The sequence below is a fragment of the Serratia sp. 2880STDY5682894 genome (assembly GCF_001537385.1).
Classification (GTDB): Bacteria; Pseudomonadota; Gammaproteobacteria; order Enterobacterales; family Enterobacteriaceae; genus Serratia; species Serratia nevei.
This window is the reverse complement of record NZ_FCJA01000001.1, coordinates 960,988-976,383: the sequence shown is the minus strand read 5'-3', so window position 1 is coordinate 976,383 and position 15,396 is coordinate 960,988. Positions and strand designations below refer to the sequence as shown.

General features: G+C 55.5%; 14 protein-coding genes and 1 tRNA gene. 11 read left to right on the top strand and 4 right to left on the bottom strand.

Annotated elements, in window-relative coordinates; translation table 11 throughout:
* Positions 1-60: 60 nt before the first annotated feature.
* The gene (rlmI, locus tag AWX27_RS04690; protein WP_060419655.1) at positions 61-1,251 is read right to left on the bottom strand and encodes a 23S rRNA (cytosine(1962)-C(5))-methyltransferase RlmI; all 1,191 of its coding nucleotides are present in this window, start codon (positions 1,249-1,251) and stop codon (positions 61-63) included.
* Between the two features lie 92 nt (positions 1,252-1,343).
* On the opposite strand from rlmI, the gene yccX reads away from it, so the two are divergent.
* Complete coding sequence (gene yccX / locus AWX27_RS04685; RefSeq protein ID WP_060419652.1) at positions 1,344-1,622, top strand: acylphosphatase; 279 nt, start codon at positions 1,344-1,346, stop codon at positions 1,620-1,622.
* A gap of 34 nt (positions 1,623-1,656) precedes the next feature.
* Here yccX and tusE read toward each other — a convergent pair whose 3' ends face one another.
* Entirely contained in the window at positions 1,657-1,986 is a 330-nt protein-coding gene (gene tusE / locus AWX27_RS04680) for a sulfurtransferase TusE (RefSeq protein WP_033642601.1), read from the bottom strand.
* Between the two features lie 111 nt (positions 1,987-2,097).
* Positions 2,098-2,757 carry an FtsH protease modulator YccA gene (gene yccA / locus AWX27_RS04675; protein WP_004928091.1) on the bottom strand — a complete coding sequence of 220 codons (660 nt, stop codon included), beginning with the start codon at positions 2,755-2,757 and terminating at the stop codon, positions 2,098-2,100.
* Between the two features lie 227 nt (positions 2,758-2,984).
* On the opposite strand from yccA, the gene AWX27_RS04670 reads away from it, so the two are divergent.
* The 8 genes from AWX27_RS04670 to AWX27_RS04635 all read left to right on the top strand — a co-directional run bounded on the left by AWX27_RS04670 (position 2,985) and on the right by AWX27_RS04635 (position 10,527).
* Positions 2,985-3,072: transfer RNA gene (locus tag AWX27_RS04670), tRNA-Ser, on the top strand.
* 228 nt (positions 3,073-3,300) lie between these two features.
* The gene (locus AWX27_RS04665; protein WP_060419649.1) at positions 3,301-3,513 is read left to right on the top strand and encodes a hypothetical protein; all 213 of its coding nucleotides are present in this window, start codon (positions 3,301-3,303) and stop codon (positions 3,511-3,513) included.
* Positions 3,514-4,332: 819 nt separating this feature from the next.
* Positions 4,333-4,929 (top strand): fimbrial protein, encoded by a 597-nt coding sequence (locus AWX27_RS04660; RefSeq protein WP_369803984.1) that lies wholly within the window; start codon positions 4,333-4,335, stop codon positions 4,927-4,929.
* Positions 4,930-4,977: 48 nt separating this feature from the next.
* Complete coding sequence (locus tag AWX27_RS04655; protein WP_060419645.1) at positions 4,978-5,673, top strand: fimbrial biogenesis chaperone; 696 nt, start codon at positions 4,978-4,980, stop codon at positions 5,671-5,673.
* A 14-nt stretch (positions 5,674-5,687) separates the two neighbouring features.
* Entirely contained in the window at positions 5,688-8,183 is a 2,496-nt protein-coding gene (locus tag AWX27_RS04650; protein WP_060419643.1) for a fimbria/pilus outer membrane usher protein, read from the top strand.
* A 15-nt stretch (positions 8,184-8,198) separates the two neighbouring features.
* Positions 8,199-9,263 (top strand): fimbrial protein, encoded by a 1,065-nt coding sequence (locus tag AWX27_RS04645; RefSeq protein ID WP_060419641.1) that lies wholly within the window; start codon positions 8,199-8,201, stop codon positions 9,261-9,263.
* A 135-nt stretch (positions 9,264-9,398) separates the two neighbouring features.
* Positions 9,399-9,923 carry a hypothetical protein gene (locus AWX27_RS04640; protein WP_139159299.1) on the top strand — a complete coding sequence of 175 codons (525 nt, stop codon included), beginning with the start codon at positions 9,399-9,401 and terminating at the stop codon, positions 9,921-9,923.
* 82 nt (positions 9,924-10,005) lie between these two features.
* Positions 10,006-10,527 (top strand): helix-turn-helix domain-containing protein, encoded by a 522-nt coding sequence (locus AWX27_RS04635; protein WP_060419637.1) that lies wholly within the window; start codon positions 10,006-10,008, stop codon positions 10,525-10,527.
* Between the two features lie 53 nt (positions 10,528-10,580).
* Here AWX27_RS04635 and soxR read toward each other — a convergent pair whose 3' ends face one another.
* Positions 10,581-11,045 carry a redox-sensitive transcriptional activator SoxR gene (soxR, locus tag AWX27_RS04630; RefSeq protein ID WP_060419636.1) on the bottom strand — a complete coding sequence of 155 codons (465 nt, stop codon included), beginning with the start codon at positions 11,043-11,045 and terminating at the stop codon, positions 10,581-10,583.
* Between the two features lie 145 nt (positions 11,046-11,190).
* Between soxR and AWX27_RS04625 the strand changes: the two genes are divergently transcribed.
* Both AWX27_RS04625 and AWX27_RS04620 read left to right on the top strand, forming a co-directional pair.
* A complete protein-coding gene (locus AWX27_RS04625) occupies positions 11,191-12,276 on the top strand; it encodes an efflux RND transporter periplasmic adaptor subunit (RefSeq protein ID WP_060419634.1) in 1,086 nt (361 codons plus the stop codon).
* 10 nt (positions 12,277-12,286) lie between these two features.
* On the top strand, positions 12,287-15,367 hold the full coding sequence (locus AWX27_RS04620) for a MexW/MexI family multidrug efflux RND transporter permease subunit (protein WP_060419632.1): 3,081 nt from the start codon (positions 12,287-12,289) through the stop codon (positions 15,365-15,367).
* Positions 15,368-15,396 lie beyond the last annotated feature (29 nt).

Below are 15,396 nucleotides of genomic sequence, written 5' to 3'. Positions count from 1 at the left end.
GATGACCTCCTGAGAAACAATGCCTTGCTCATATATGGGGGCAAGGCAGCGCATTTCAAGTTACATCACCCGACAAGCGAATCCTTTCAGGTACAGCCCCTCAGGATACGTGGCGATCACCGGGTGATCGGCAGCCTGCCGGAACTGCTCTATAAATTGTACATCACGTCCGGCATCTACAGCGGCGTCGGCCAAAATTTTCTGGAACAGGTCGGTCGGCATCAGGCCGGAGCAGGAGAAGCTGAGCAGAATGCCGCCCGGATTCAGCAGCTGCAGCGCCAGCATGTTGATGTCTTTGTAGCCGCGGCAGGCGCTAGCCAGCTGGTTTTTGTTCTCGACGAACTTCGGCGGATCCATGATGATCAGATCGAATTTCTCGCCCTGGGTGCGGTAGTTGCGCAGCAGCTGGAACACGTCATCGCGGACGAACTCCGCTTTGCTCAGATCCAGCTTGTTGAGCTCGACGTTCTGCCGGGCGATATCCAGCGCCGCCTGCGAGGTATCCACGCTGATCACCTGCGCGCAGCCGCCCATCAGAGCGGAAACGGCGAAGGCGCCGGTGTAGGAGAAGCAGTTCAGCACCCGACGGCCGGCGGAGTAATTGCGCGCCGCCAGGCGGCTGTCGCGCTGGTCGAGGTAGAAACCGGTCTTGTGCCCCTGCTGAATATCCACCAGCAGCTTCATGCCGTGTTCGGTGATCGGCAGCAGTTCCGGGGGCAGATCGCCCAGCACCGGGCCCTGTGCCAGCGGCAGGCCTTCTTTTTTGCGCACCGCAACGTCGGAGCGATCGTAGATCGAACATTCCGGGTAGCAATGTTGCAGGGCGGAAAGCAGGGCCGGGCGCTGGTATTCGGCACCGGTGGACAGCAGCTGCAGCACCAGGAAATTCTGGAAACGATCGATAGTGATGCCCGGCAGGCCGTCGGACTCGCCGGCGATCAGGCGGTATCCGTCCAGACCGTCGCGCTGCGCGACCCAATCGCGCCAGCTTTGCGCTTGCTGCAGGCGGCGGATGAAGAAATCGATGTTAATCTCTTCATCTGGCTGGAAGGTCCAGACGCGTGCGCGGATCTGCGACTCGGGCGAATAGGCGCCGCGCGCCAGCCATTTTCCCTGGCTGTCGAGAATATCGATGGTTTCACCGGAGTGGGCTTTGCCCTCAACGCGTTGAACGGCGCCGGAGAACACCCAAGGGTGGCGACGGAGTAAGGACTTTTCACGTCCTTTGGCGAGAAACAGGCGTACGGTCATAATTAATAATGCTGCCAGCTAGGAGAAAAAGAGTGACACGGCGGTGCAAAAGCACGGCAATGCCATAACGAAAACTGAATAAGGGGGCGATTATGACACAAGTTTGCATAGCTGCGTATGTGTATGGCGTGGTGCAGGGGGTCGGGTTCCGCTATTCCACACAGCGGCAGGCCGAGGCGCTGGGGGTGACCGGCTATGCGCGCAACCTTGATGATGGCAGCGTTCAGGTGGTGGCCTGCGGCACGCAGGCGCAGGTGGACAAGCTGGTGGCGTGGTTGAAACAGGGCGGCCCGCGCAGCGCGCGCGTCGAACGCGTGCTGGTGGAGCCACAGGGCGTGGTCGATTACGCCGGGTTTGGCATTCGCTATTGAATGCCCATCTGCAGCGGCGCTGCGGGCGGAGCGGTCAGATGCATTTTACCGGTTTCGGCAATCCGGCGATCTTGGTGGCTTGTTTAGCCGGCCCCTTCGGGAACAGGCGATACAGATAGCGGCTGTTGCCTTTTTCTTCGCCGTATTTTTGCGCCATGGCCTTGACCAGCATGCGAATCGCCGGTGAGGTGTTAAATTCCTGATAGAAGTCACGCACGAAGCGCACCACTTCCCAGTGTGCTTCGGTGAGCACGATCTCTTCCTGTGCCGCCAGCAGTGGCGCCAGCCCTTCATGCCAGTCGGCGCTGTTTTTCAGATAGCCCTGCGCGTCAGTGTCGATAACCCGACCTTCAAACTCCAACATACTGCCTCGATAACGGATAATTCGGAACGGCCGTCAGTTTAGCAAATTTTTTCGGCCGCAAAAAACAAAGCCCCGCCGGAGCGGGGCCAGGAAGGCATGCGTAACGTGCGATCAGTTGCTGCGGGCGAAGCCCAGAATGCTCAACAGGCTGATGAACATGTTGTAGAGCGACACGTACAGGCTAACGGTGGCGCGAATGTAGTTGGTCTCGCCGCCGTGAATGATGTTGCTGGTTTCCCACAGGATCGCGCCGGCGGAGAACAGGATGAACAGCGCGCTGATAGCCAGGTGCAGGGCAGGGATCTGCAGGAACAGGTTGGCGATCACCGCCACCAGCAGCACCACAAAACCGGCCATCATCATGCCGGACAGGAACGACATGTCTTTACGGGTGGTCAGCACGTACGCCGAGCAGCAGAAGAAGACGGCTGCGGTACCGCCCAGCGCCAGCATGATCAGGTCGCCCGCGCCGGCGTTCAGGAACGAGCTGAGGATTGGGCCAAGGGCGTATCCCATGAAACCGGTCAGCGCGAACGCCGCCAGAATGCCCGCCGGGCTGTTGGCCAGTTTATGGGTCAGGAACATCAGGCCATAGAAACCGACCAGCATCAGCAGCAGACCCGGAGCCGGCAGACCCAGCATCGTGCTGGCGGTTGCGGTCAGGGCTGAGAAGGCCAGGGTCAGGGATAACAGGAAATAGGTGTTGCGCAGGACTTTATGCGTGCTGAGCAGCGAGTCGCGCGAAGAAGATGAGACGACAATGCGGTCCATAATGCTCTCTCTTATCAAGCCATCACAAAATAATCCCGATAATAGGCAGCGCAAGCGCTTGATTAAAGTTTGTTTACCAATCTTTACCCTTAGTTATCATTACGGCAACAGCGGGGGGGAGGTGCGCGTTTGTTCGCCGTTTGCTGCGCCTTCGCCGATTTTTCGCGCGGTTGAACGCGCTTGGGCTTTACAAGCGAATGAGGTCTGTTTATAGTGCGCGTCGTTGCGGAGGGGTGGCCGAGTGGCTGAAGGCAACGGTCTTGAAAACCGTCGACGGGAAACCGTTCCAGAGTTCGAATCTCTGCTCCTCCGCCATACATTCTGACCCCGTGCTCTCTGAGCACGGGGTTTTTTGCTTTTGCGTGCTCAGAAACTGGGGCGCTTTTGCAGGAAACGCGATCGGCTATTGATAAGGGCCACGCATCGGTGAGATTATGCGGTCATCAAGGTTGGCTGCCCGGATGCCTGCTGCTGCCAGGCGCCGCCGGGGTGATAATCAACGCCACCTTATCAATTTCGCTTAATGCTCTTATGGAGACAGAGATGAACTGGTATCAAGTCGCCCTATGGACCATGATATTTTTGAAGTCCGGCGCTTTCCTGGTGTTCGTGTGGTGGTGGATGTTCAAACGCGCGACCAAACCCTATGTGCGCCCGCAAGACGTCGTGGTGGACGATAAGCCGTATGATGAGAACCTCACCATGGAAGAGGTGATGAAAAACCATGGCATCGTTCGGGCTGAAAAACAGCTCTGAGCGTCGAATGTCTGTCTTTCTATAAACCCGAGCCAGTGCGTTCGGGTTTTTTATTCCTGCCCTTTCTCTTTCTGAGTTTTTCTCTACCCAGCATTGATCAGCCCCTATAGCGTTTTATTGGCGTGATTTATCTCTCGGTATATTAAAAAATATACTTCAAAGATGGCTTTGTATTTATAACAAAAGATATATTTCAGTCTGACGCGTTTAGCCTCATCGGCTGATAGAGGGAAATAATGGGGATTATTCTTGATATGTATAGATATCCAAACGTAGATGGTATCGCGTTTTTGTCCTACTCCTATATCGGTAGGTCAGATAATTTTTAAGGTAGAAATAAGCTAACCCTGCGTGGGCGCTAAGAGGGTTAATTAAGAAATTTAAGATTTTCTCCTGTGTATTTTTCTTTTTATTTTCAATGGTTTTTTGTTTTTATCTCACATCATACTTCATGAAAAAATGGGTGTACTCATTTAACCTGAGTAGTATGCATGCATACCATGCCCACTCTTTTATGATGCGTAGCTTCCCATCTATTGCCTGATTCATTTTTTTATTGTTGTGAAAATTATTTGATTCGATGTTGCAATCTTTTTGCCTTTGGAATTAATATGTTCTGCGTCTGGCGATGAATGAGATTTTTCCCATTGCTGGATATATTTTTAAATACACTTGGATATATATAAGCATATACCTTCAAATATAAACTTTGAGATGGCAGGATGCTGTCAATGCTCTGCTATTGTCTAAGCTTCGTTAGCCTCTGAACGGTTTAATGGTATAGGTCGTTTTATATATGCTCTTTCAGCGAAGAAAGTAATGGAGTTTATTATGATTAAGCAAGGTATCTCTTTGGCGGTATTGGCTGCCGCGTTAACTTCTGTGAGCGCAACGGCGGCAGATAATTCTGCCGGTGGCGTTATTTCGTTTAGCGGTGCCGTGACGGATACCACTTGTACCATCAACGGTGGAAAAAGCGCTGACTTTACCGTTGCGCTCAGCCCTATTTCCGTCACTGATGCGGGCACCGTCGTCGGGCCAATACCCAAAAACAAGAAAACTTTCTCATTGACGTTCTCCGGCTGTAAGCCGGCGGCATCGGAAGCGGATTCGAAGCTGAAGATCTACTTCTCTTCGGCGAATAATATCTCTACCGACGGAAAATATCTGTTAAACAGCTCTGTTAATGAAAGCGACGCCGCCGTAGCGAAAAACGTCGGTTTCTCTCTTGCCGAGCCGGGTTCATCCACGCCGATTCCGTTGAACGTACCTTATGTCACCAAGATCAAAGGCGATAAAACGGCGCCAGATGCCGAAACGCTGACGCTGGACGTCTATTACTACAAGACCAATGTGACTGCGGCGAAAGTAGGGGAATTGAGCTCCAACGTGACTTACACCATTTCTTACCTGTAATCGCAATTAAGCCAGGCCTGTGCCAGAGGCCTGGCTTCTGAGGTGACTATGAAACAATGCTTAATCTTTGTTGGGCTATTTTTCAGCAGCTTTTTCGCCGATGCCAATATTGTAATTAATGGAACACGTGTTATTTATCCCGAAAAAAACAAAGATGTTATCGTTCAGTTGGTGAACAACGGTAACGATCCGGCGCTCGTGCAGGCATGGATTGATGACGGTGATATAAACTCGACGCCTGAGACGGCAAACGTACCGTTCTTGTTATCTCCACCGGTGGTGAAAGTGGCTGGAAATAATGGCCAGCAATTGCGCATACAGAAAATGGGTGCCACGCTTCCTGGCGATCGTGAGTCTGTATTTTATTTGAATGTGTTAGATATTCCACCTACGCCGGAGAATTTGCAGGGGGTCAATACGCTGCAGTTAGCCATAAAATCGCGTATCAAGTTATTTTATCGTCCGGCAGGGTTAAGCAGCAACGCTAATGCCATTACGGATTTTATTGAGTTACAGGCGGCAGGAGCGGGATTTAAGGTTATCAACAAAAGCCCTTATTTTTTTACGTTGGCCAATGTTGATCAGAAGGGCAAGAAAAATCTGTTGGTCGATTCAGTGATGGTCGCGCCATTTTCCAGTCTATTTGCCGCGACGAAGTCTGGAGTGAGCCGAAACGTCCCTTATACCCTGCTGTATATCGATGACCTGGGGGCTTATAAATCCAAAGCCATTACTGCCCGCTAACGTGAAGAATAGCAATGAAGCTTAAAATAAAATTGCTTTCGATACTGACCGTATCTGCATTCATCTCGCCGAATAAAGCATCGGCAATGAAATTTGACACCTCTTTATTGGCAGGGGCATCCCGCGAGTCAGACCTGTCGCGCTTTTACCTCAACAATGATATGCCGGCGGGAACCCAGACTGTCGACGTTTATGTCAACCAAAGCTGGAAAGGCCGATTCTCGTTGCTGTTCGGCGAGCACCAAGGCGATATCCGCATTGCCGGTCGCGATGCCGCTTTATTGGGCATCGATCTGGACGCATTGCCCGCCGTTGCGGACAACGACCTTATTCCCATTGATAAGTTGGTGCAAGGGGGGCGTTTCGATTTTGAAGTGGCAACGCTTAGCCTGAAGTTGACGGTGCCCCAGTCGCGAGTCATTCGCGCAGAAGCCGGCTATGTTGATGCCAAATTTTGGGATCGTGGCGTACCGGCGCTGTTGTTGGCTTATAACGCGACCTATTACCACGTGCAATCGTTGCAGGGCGATCAAGCGTCTGCGGACGATTTTTATACCGGCCTGGAGTCTGGATTCAACCTTGCGGGCTGGCAATTCAGAGACAGCAGCAATTTCCGTAGCAGTTCTCGGCAAGGTAGCGATTGGCAAAATAATACTCGCTATGTGCAGCGTGGCTTCGCTGCCATCAAATCAAACTTGACCATGGGCGATTTTTACTCGCCGGGCGATTTGTTCGACTCTATCCGGGTTCGGGGCGGCGCCTTAGCGTCTGACATGAATATGCGACCCAATTCACAGCAGGGGTTTTCTCCGATAGTGCGGGGTGTCGCACAGAGCAACGCCTTGGTGAAAGTGCTACAAAATGGCAACCTTATCTATCAGGAGAACGTCCCGCCGGGCGCCTTTACGTTGGACAACATCTTGCCTACCGGCTCCGCGGGTGATCTGCTGGTGGTGGTCAAGGAAGCTAACGGGCGAGAGCAGTCCTTTACCGTGCCGTTTTCCGCCGTACCCAATATGTTGAAGCAGGGCGTCAGCAAATACGGCCTGGTTGCCGGTAAAGTCAATCAGGCAAATACCGACTACTCTCCTGCTTTCGTTCAGGGCACGCTGCAGTATGGATTCAATAATCTGGTCACCGGTTATGCCGGCACGATCCTCAGTGAGGATTACCGCGCCTGGCTGCTCGGCAGTGGCTGGAACTTGCCGATCGGCGCGGTATCCGTCGATGTGACTCAAGCCTCGACGTCTTTGCAGGATCGCACAGAGGATGGGCAGAGTTTCCGCATTGCCTACAGCAAATTTCTGGATGCCACCGCGACCAACTTCACGCTGGCCGCTTACCGTTATTCGACTAAAGGTTATTACAGTTTCAACGATGCCATCTATACCCATCAAGGTTACCGAGAACGCGACAAACGCTTCCACGACTACTGGAACAGCCAAGATGACGATGAACTTGCACCGCTGGATTTGAATACCTGGGATGCCGTTCGCGCCGCTCGTCCGCGCAATACCTTCAATCTGAACCTTAATCAGCGGCTCGGTGAGGGATGGGGAACGCTGTATTTTTCCGGTACCCAGCGTGATTACTGGTCGGATACGAATAAAAGCCGGGAATATCAACTGGGGTATTCAAACGCCTTTGAACGTATCAGCTATAACGTTTCCGCCAGCAGGGTAAGAAACTCCGATCGAAAAGAGGAGACGCGATTTTATCTTTCGCTGAGCGTGCCGCTGTCGATATTTGACAATAATGCCTATCTCAGCACCGGCTTGTCGGCTACCGATTCACATTATCAACAAAGCACGCTGAGCCTGAGCGGTAATGCGCTGGAATCGAACCGACTGAGTTATGCGCTTGCCGGCAGTAATCAAAGCGGTGGCAACAGCATGGCGAGTGTAAATGCAGCCTATCGCGCCAACGCGACGACCGTCGGCGGCTCCTACAGCGAATCCTCTGACTATCGACAATTGGGTATGAGCGCCCGCGGTAGTCTGGTGGCGATCCCTTGGCATTTGCTGGCGTCAAACGAAATGGGTAACACCATGATGGTGGTGGAGGCGCCTAAAGCCAAAGGGCTGATGGTGAACGGTGACGAAAGTATTGTCACTAACGACGAGGGATTGGCTTTGGTGCCGTACGCGACGCCTTACCGGCAAAACTCCGTAACGTTGTCGGATTCCGGCAATAGCTCCGGGGCGGAGATCGTCGGCAATATCGCCAACAGCGTGCCTTATGCCGGCGCCGTCAACTATTTGAGATTCGAAACCGATCAGCGTCGGCCTTATACGCTTCGCGCCCTTAAACGTGGCGATGTGCCCTTGCCATTTGGTGCGGAGGTGGCGGATCAAAGCGGGCATGCCATTGGCTTCGTCGGGCAGGCCAGCGTCCTGTATCTGCGTGTGGAACAGCAACCCACGTCGCTGGAAGTCAGGCTGAATGACGGTATCTGCAAGATTGAACGCCCGCAAATCTCGATGGACAGCGCAGCCAACATTTGTCGATAAAAGGATAATTACACCATGCTCAGGATACTCGCACTGACGCTGTCCTTAGTGTTCAGCGGTTACAGTTACGCTTCATGTTACGGCAACGGCATCCAATATGCGCCGCCTATCTACGTCGACTTGTCAGATAAGCTCAGCGCCAAGACACCGGTCTGGGAAGGCAGTTTTTATACGCAATACAGTGGTTCATTTAGCTGTTCAACCTCAAGCAGCGAATTCGGCTATACCCGGATCCTGTCAACCGACAGCTCGAAAGCGACCATTCTGGGGTTCAGTAATGGAAAGTATTGGGTGCGAGCAGAGATAATCAACGATGTCGCTAACAAGAAACTCAGTGGCTGGGGAACGCACAACGCCTCGGAATTGAATGAGCCGATGAATATTCGCTTCAGTCTGGTCAGCAAGACAGGCACATCGATACCCGGCGATACCGTCAGCCTTAAAGACGTGATGTTCGTGACCGATCTGAGCGGAATGTCGTTGCTGGAGATCATTTTATGGCCGGCCAAGCAGTTGCTGAAGATTTTGACCTGGCTGCTCAACGGTTTCAACTGGCCTTACGATCAGCGTGACATGTACGGGCAGCCGATGACTATCAAATATGCGCCTAAAATGACGACCTGTTCTTTCGACAACGCCGGCTTGGCGGTGAAACTGCCGACGCTGGGAGTGTCCCAGATAACTCAGGGCGCGCAAAATGGGCTGACGCCTTTTACGCTCAATTTCAGCTGTCAGAATCGACAAAGCGACGGCACGACCGATCGTGATATCAATATGTTTTTATCCAGCAACAACCTGCTGTCATCGGATAATTCAGTTTTGATTGACAAGAGTGCTGGGGCGGCGAGAGGTGTAGGTATTCGTCTGGTGAATGCTAAAACACCGGATACGCCCGTTATGTTAGCGCTTTCCAGCACGGTACAAGGCTCGGCGACATCATTATTTCATGTTGGCGTCGGTAATGCGTTAGATGCGCAATTTTCCATCGGCATGGCGGCCTATTATTATCCTTACGACAAGGTTACCCTGAGCAGCGGGACGATTAACACATCCGCCACGCTTAATATTATATATAAATAAATCTTCTGTTATTTTTAATAATAAAAAACAGGTTGATGTGAATAAGAAAAATCTTAACATGGTAATTGATGGCAAATATTATTATTTGAATAATATTGGTGTTTAATCAGGATCTCTATGTTGAGGATGAACTGTATGACGGAACAAATCCAGATCGGTGTTAAGGTGGAAAAGTCGCTAAAAGATGAGGTTGACGTAATTCTTCGCGGTTTGGATATTAAACCGACGACGGCGATAAATGGACTCTATCAATATATTTCGCAGCACGGTGAACTTCCTTTTGTCATATCAACCAGTGTGAAAACACCGAAGGACATCGCCGGAGGGGTGTTCAAAAACCTCTTTTCCTTACAGAACACACTTCGCGTATTTTTTGATAAAGTCCAATTAAAACAGAGTATAAGTAGGGGGGAGGTGCTGATCATTCTCGATATACTGCACGATTTCGTCGTTGGATTCCGCCAGAATGCGCAATATCTAGGTATTTCGCCATTTGGCCAGCGTGTCGTCTGGAAGGATGCCGTAGGTGCGGTAGAGGGTATTCATGAAATTTTAGAGAATAATGTAAAATACAGTGAAGAAGGTGTTATGTATCTGGATGATTTTTACCTTTCATCGTTGTCCGGGTTGTTGAGCTCATTATGTACTTCTCTGAAGTAAGTTAACCAACACCGATTAACTAACATCGCTTTCATGGGCTGTCTAAAAAATGGCCCATCACGAATGGCAACGGAATGAATCTATGCAAGTGGCTATTTTTTCCGACGATTACTATTTATTTTATGGGATGTCGCAGCTCTTGATGCCTTTTGAGGGTATTGAGGTCATTAATCTCTATTCACCCGCCGGTGGTAGAATGCATGCCGTTTATTGTCATGCGGATATAGTTATTGTTTCTTTTTCTTCTATCTGCCGGATCATGAATTTTTTGTCGCATATTATAGACAGACCTGACCATGCTATCGTGCTGACCGGTGTGGAAACGCCGCGCCTGTCGAATTTTAATTGCCTAAAAAAAAACATCGGGTTGGTCGCGTTCACGGAGGCCATCACGTCGTTTGTTGCAAGCGCCAAAGGGCAGCGTCTGTCGTCGAGAGAGATTTCGGTATTGGCCATGTTGTTGGCGGGAAAACCCAATACTCGTATTGCCAAAGCATTAGGCATTTCTGAGAAAACCGTCAGCCAACATAAAATGAATGCCATGCGTAAGCTGGAGATTGAACGTTTTCATCAGTTCATTTTGGCCGCGGATGAGCGAGTTTAATCGCTATCCCACAGGGGGCGTTGGGCCGCAGGGAAAGCACCTGTTCACCCGTGTTAGTCTGGGCGTTCGAAAATATGCGCGCCGGCGCCCTGTTGGCCCAAAATATCGTTTGGGTTGCGCAGCGGGCAGTCGGTGAGCGACAGGCAGCCGCAGCCGATGCAGCTGTCGAGATGGTCGCGCAGCACCGTCAGCCGCTGAATGCGCTCATCCAGCGTTTTGCGCCAGGCGGAGGACAAAATTCCCCATTGTTCGGCGGTCAGCTTGCTGCCGGCAGGAAAGCGGCCCAGCGTGGCGCGGATCTCCTCCAGCGGAATGCCCGCGTTTTGCGCGATTTTGATCACCGCGATGTAGCGCAACACCACCGGCGTGTAGCGGCGCTGGTTACCGGCGTTGCGCGTGGCCTGAATCAGCCCCTTGCTTTCGTAAAAGTGCAGCGCGGATACAGCCACGCCGCTGCGCTTCGCCACTTCCCCCACGGTCAATAGCCGATAGGTGTCAATCGGTTCATTTCTTGCCATTCCACGTTCCTCAGCTTGACCTCAAGTTAACCTGAGGTTTTATAGTGCAGCCAGCCGGGCTTGGCAACCGGCATCTCTCGTCACCTGCCTGCGCTGCGTCGGGGGAAGGATGGCTTTGGCTGTAAAATCAGGAAGAAACCGTTACATGATGAAACGAAACCTCATTATTGCCGCGCTGCTGGCGGCGCTCGCCGTCGCCACCGTTGCGATGCGATCCACCGCGCGGCAAAACGAAGGCGCGCCGGCCTATCCGCCGGTGAAAGTGGCGCTGGCGCCCGCCCTGCGTGAACAGGCGGCGCGCAGTTACGCCGGCGTGGGCGAGCTGGAGGCGGCCAGCCAGGTGGTTGTGGCGGCGGAGACCAGCGGCCGCATCACGCGCATTCTGTTCGAATCCGGCCAAACGGTGCGGCAGGGGCAACTGCTGGTGCAGCTCAACGATGCGGTCGAGCAGGCTGAGCTGGTGCGCCTGCAGGCGCAATTGCGCAATGCCGATCTGCTGTTGGCGCGCATGCGCAAGCTGATGAACCTCAACGCCACCGCGCGGCAACAGCTGGACGATGCGCTGGCCGAACGGGATATGGCGCTCGGTGCGGTGCAGGAAACGCAGGCCAAAATCGCGCAAAAGGCGATCCGCGCGCCGTTCGCCGGCACCATCGGCATTCGCCGCGTGCATGAAGGGCAATACCTCAACGCCGCCGACGCGGTGGCGAACCTGGTGGACGCCGATACGCTGCGCGTCAACTTCTCGCTGGACGAACAAAGCAGCGCCGGGCTGGCGCTGGGGCAGGCGGTGTCGGTGCAGGTTGGGGCGTATCCCGATCGCGCTTTCCCTGCCGCCATTACCGCTATCGACCCGATGATCGGCAAATCCCGCACCGTGCAGGTGCAGGCGACGTTGACCAACCGCCAGGGGTTGCTGAAGGCCGGCATGTACGCCGGCATTCGCGTCACGCAGCAGCAGCGCGTGGCGGTGTTGACGGTGCCGGAAACGGCGCTGAACTACACGGCCTACGGCGATACCGTGTTCCTGGCACAGCAGGGTGAAAAGGGCATGACGGTCAAACGCGTTTCGGTCGCCGTGGGTGAGCGCAACGACGGGCGCGTCGAGATCGTCAGCGGCCTGCAGGAAGGCGATCGGGTGGTGACCTCGGGCCAGCTCAAGCTGAGCGACGGCATGGCGGCCGAGCCGGTGGCGCAGGATACGTTGAACGCCGCCCAGGCTGGTTCTTGAGGAGAGACCGATGACATTTACCGATCTGTTCGTGCGCCGGCCGGTGCTGGCGCTGGTGGTCAGCACCCTGATCCTGCTGTTCGGCGCGCTGGCGCTCAGCCAACTGCCGATCCGTCAATACCCGCTGTTGGAAAACTCCACCATCACCATCAGCACCGACTATCCCGGTGCGTCGTCCGAGCTGATGCAGGGCTTTGTCACGCAGCCGATCGCCCAGGCGGTGTCGTCCGTCGAGGGCGTTGACTACCTTTCATCCTCGTCGGTGCAGGGGCGCAGCGTGGTGACGGTGCGCATGGCGCTGAACCGCGATTCGACCCAGGCCTTGACTGAAGTGATGGCCAAGGTCAACCAGGTGCGCTACAAGCTGCCGGAGCAGGCTTACGATCCGGTGATTGAGCGCTCCGCCGGTGAAGCTACCGCCGTCGCCTATGTCGGCTTTTCCAGTAAAACGCTGTCCACGCCGGCGCTGAGCGAATACCTGACGCGGGTGGTGGAGCCGATGTTCACCACTATCGACGGCGTCGCCAAGGTGGAAGTGTTCGGCGGGCAAAAAATGGCGATGCGCCTGTGGCTGGACAGCGATCGGCTGGCCGGCCGCGGCCTGACCGCCGCCGACGTGGCCGACGCGGTGCGGCGCAACAATTACCAGGCGGCGCCGGGCAAGGTGAAAGGGCAGTATGTGGTTGCCAACGTGCGGGTGAATACCGATCTCACCAGCGTGGAGGAGTTCCGTAATCTGGTGGTGCGCAACGACGGCAACGGCCTGGTGCGCCTGAAAGACGTCGGCACCGTGGAGCTGGGCGCCGCAGCCACGGAAACCAGCGCGCTGATGGATGGCGAACCGGCGGTGTTTCTCGGCGTCTTCCCCACGCCGACCGGCAACCCGCTGGTGATCGTCGACGGCATTCGTCACCTGATGCCGGCAATTGACAAGATGCAGCCGCCGGGCGTGAAGATGGCGCTGGCGTTCGAAACCGCACGCTTTATCCAGGCCTCGATCGATGAAGTGGTGCATACCCTGCTCGAAGCGCTGGCGATCGTGGTGGCGGTGATCTACCTGTGTCTGGGGTCGCTGCGCACCGTGCTGATCCCGGTGGTGACCATTCCGCTGTCGATCCTTGGCGCTGCCGGGCTGATGCTGGCCTTCGGCTTCAGCGTCAATTTGCTGACGCTGCTGGCGATGGTTTTGGCGATCGGTCTGGTGGTGGACGACGCCATCGTGGTGGTGGAGAACGTGCATCGCCATATCGAAGAGGGGAAAACGCCGCTGGCGGCGGCGATGATCGGCGCGCGCGAAGTGGCGGGGCCGGTGATCGCCATGACCCTGACGCTGGCGGCGGTCTACGCGCCGATCGGCCTGATGGGCGGGCTGACCGGCGCGCTGTTTCGCGAGTTCGCGCTGACGCTGGCCGGCGCGGTGGTGGTGTCCGGCGTGGTGGCGCTGACGCTGTCGCCGGTAATGAGTTCTCTTCTACTGCCGGCCAAACAGAGCGAAAGGCGCGTGGCGCGCGCCGCCGAGTGGTTCTTCGGCGGCCTGACGCGGCGCTATGCGCGCGCGCTGGATTTCTCGCTGCACCACCGTTGGGTGACCGGCGCGCTGGCGCTGCTGGTGATGATCAGCCTGCCGCTGCTGTACCTGATGCCGCAGCGCGAGCTGGCGCCGACCGAGGATCAGGCCATCGTACTGACCGCCATCAAGGCGCCACAGCACGCCAACCTGAACTATGTCGAGCGTTTTGCGTACAAGCTGGACGAGGTTTACAACCGCATGCCGGAAACCGAAAGCCGCTGGATCATCAACGGCAGCGACGGCACCGCGTCCGGCATCGGCGGCATCAACCTGACGCTGTGGCAGGCGCGCCAGCGCTCGGCGTCAGCGGTGCAGGCCGATCTGCAACGGGCGGTGAACGACGTCGAAGGCACCAGCATTTTCGCCTTCCAACTGCCCGCGCTGCCGGGCTCCACCGGCGGGCTGCCGGTGCAGATGGTGCTGCGCACGCCGCAGGACTACCCGCAGCTGTATCGCACCCTGGAAGAGGTGAAGCAGAATGCCAGAAACAGCGGCCTGTTTATGGTGGTGGACAGCGATCTGGACTACAACAACCCGCTGGCGGAGGTGCATATCGACCGCGCCAAGGCCAACAGCCTCGGGATACGCATGAGCGACATCGGCGAATCGCTGGCGGTGCTGGTGGGGGAGAACTACCTCAACCGCTTCGGCATGGACGGGCGCGCCTATGACGTGATCCCGCAGAGCCTGCGTGAACAGCGGCTGACGCCGCAGGCGCTGGCGCGGCAGTACGTTCGCACGCAGGACAATACGCTGGTGCCGCTCTCCACCGTGGTGTCGGTGGCCGTTAAGGTCGAGCCGAACAAGCTGACCCAGTTTAACCAGCAGAACGCCGCCACACTGCAGGCCATCCCCGCCCCCGGCGTTTCGATGGGCGAAGCGGTCGCCTTCCTCGAGCGGCAGGCCAATGCGCTGCCGGCCGAATTTAGCCACGACTGGCAGGGGGATTCGCGCCAATATACCCAGGAAGGCAGCGCGCTGGCATTCGCGTTCCTGGCGGCGTTGGTGATCATCTACCTGGTGCTGGCGGCGCAGTATGAGAGCCTGAAGGATCCGCTGATCATCCTCATCACCGTGCCGCTGTCGATCTGCGGCGCCTTATTGCCGCTGGCGCTGGGTTACGCCACGATGAATATTTATACCCAGGTCGGGCTGGTGACCCTGATAGGGCTGATTAGCAAGCACGGTATTCTGATGGTGGAGTTCGCCAACGAACTGCAGATGCATCAGGGGTTGACGCGGCGCGCCGCGATTTTGCAGGCGGCGCAAATTCGCCTGCGGCCGGTGCTGATGACCACCGGGGCGATGGTGTTCGGCTTGATCCCGCTGCTGTTCGCCAGCGGCGCCGGTGCCGCCAGCCGCTTCGGTCTGGGGCTGGTGATCGTGTCCGGCATGCTGGTGGGCACGCTGTTTACCCTGTTCGTGCTGCCGACGGTGTACACACTGTTGGCGCGCGATCACGCGGTGGCGTCGCCCCGGCAGCGTGAGTTGGCCGCCGCGCAAAAGGCGCTGACGGAATAAACCGCCGGCGCCCGGATGAAAAATAAACC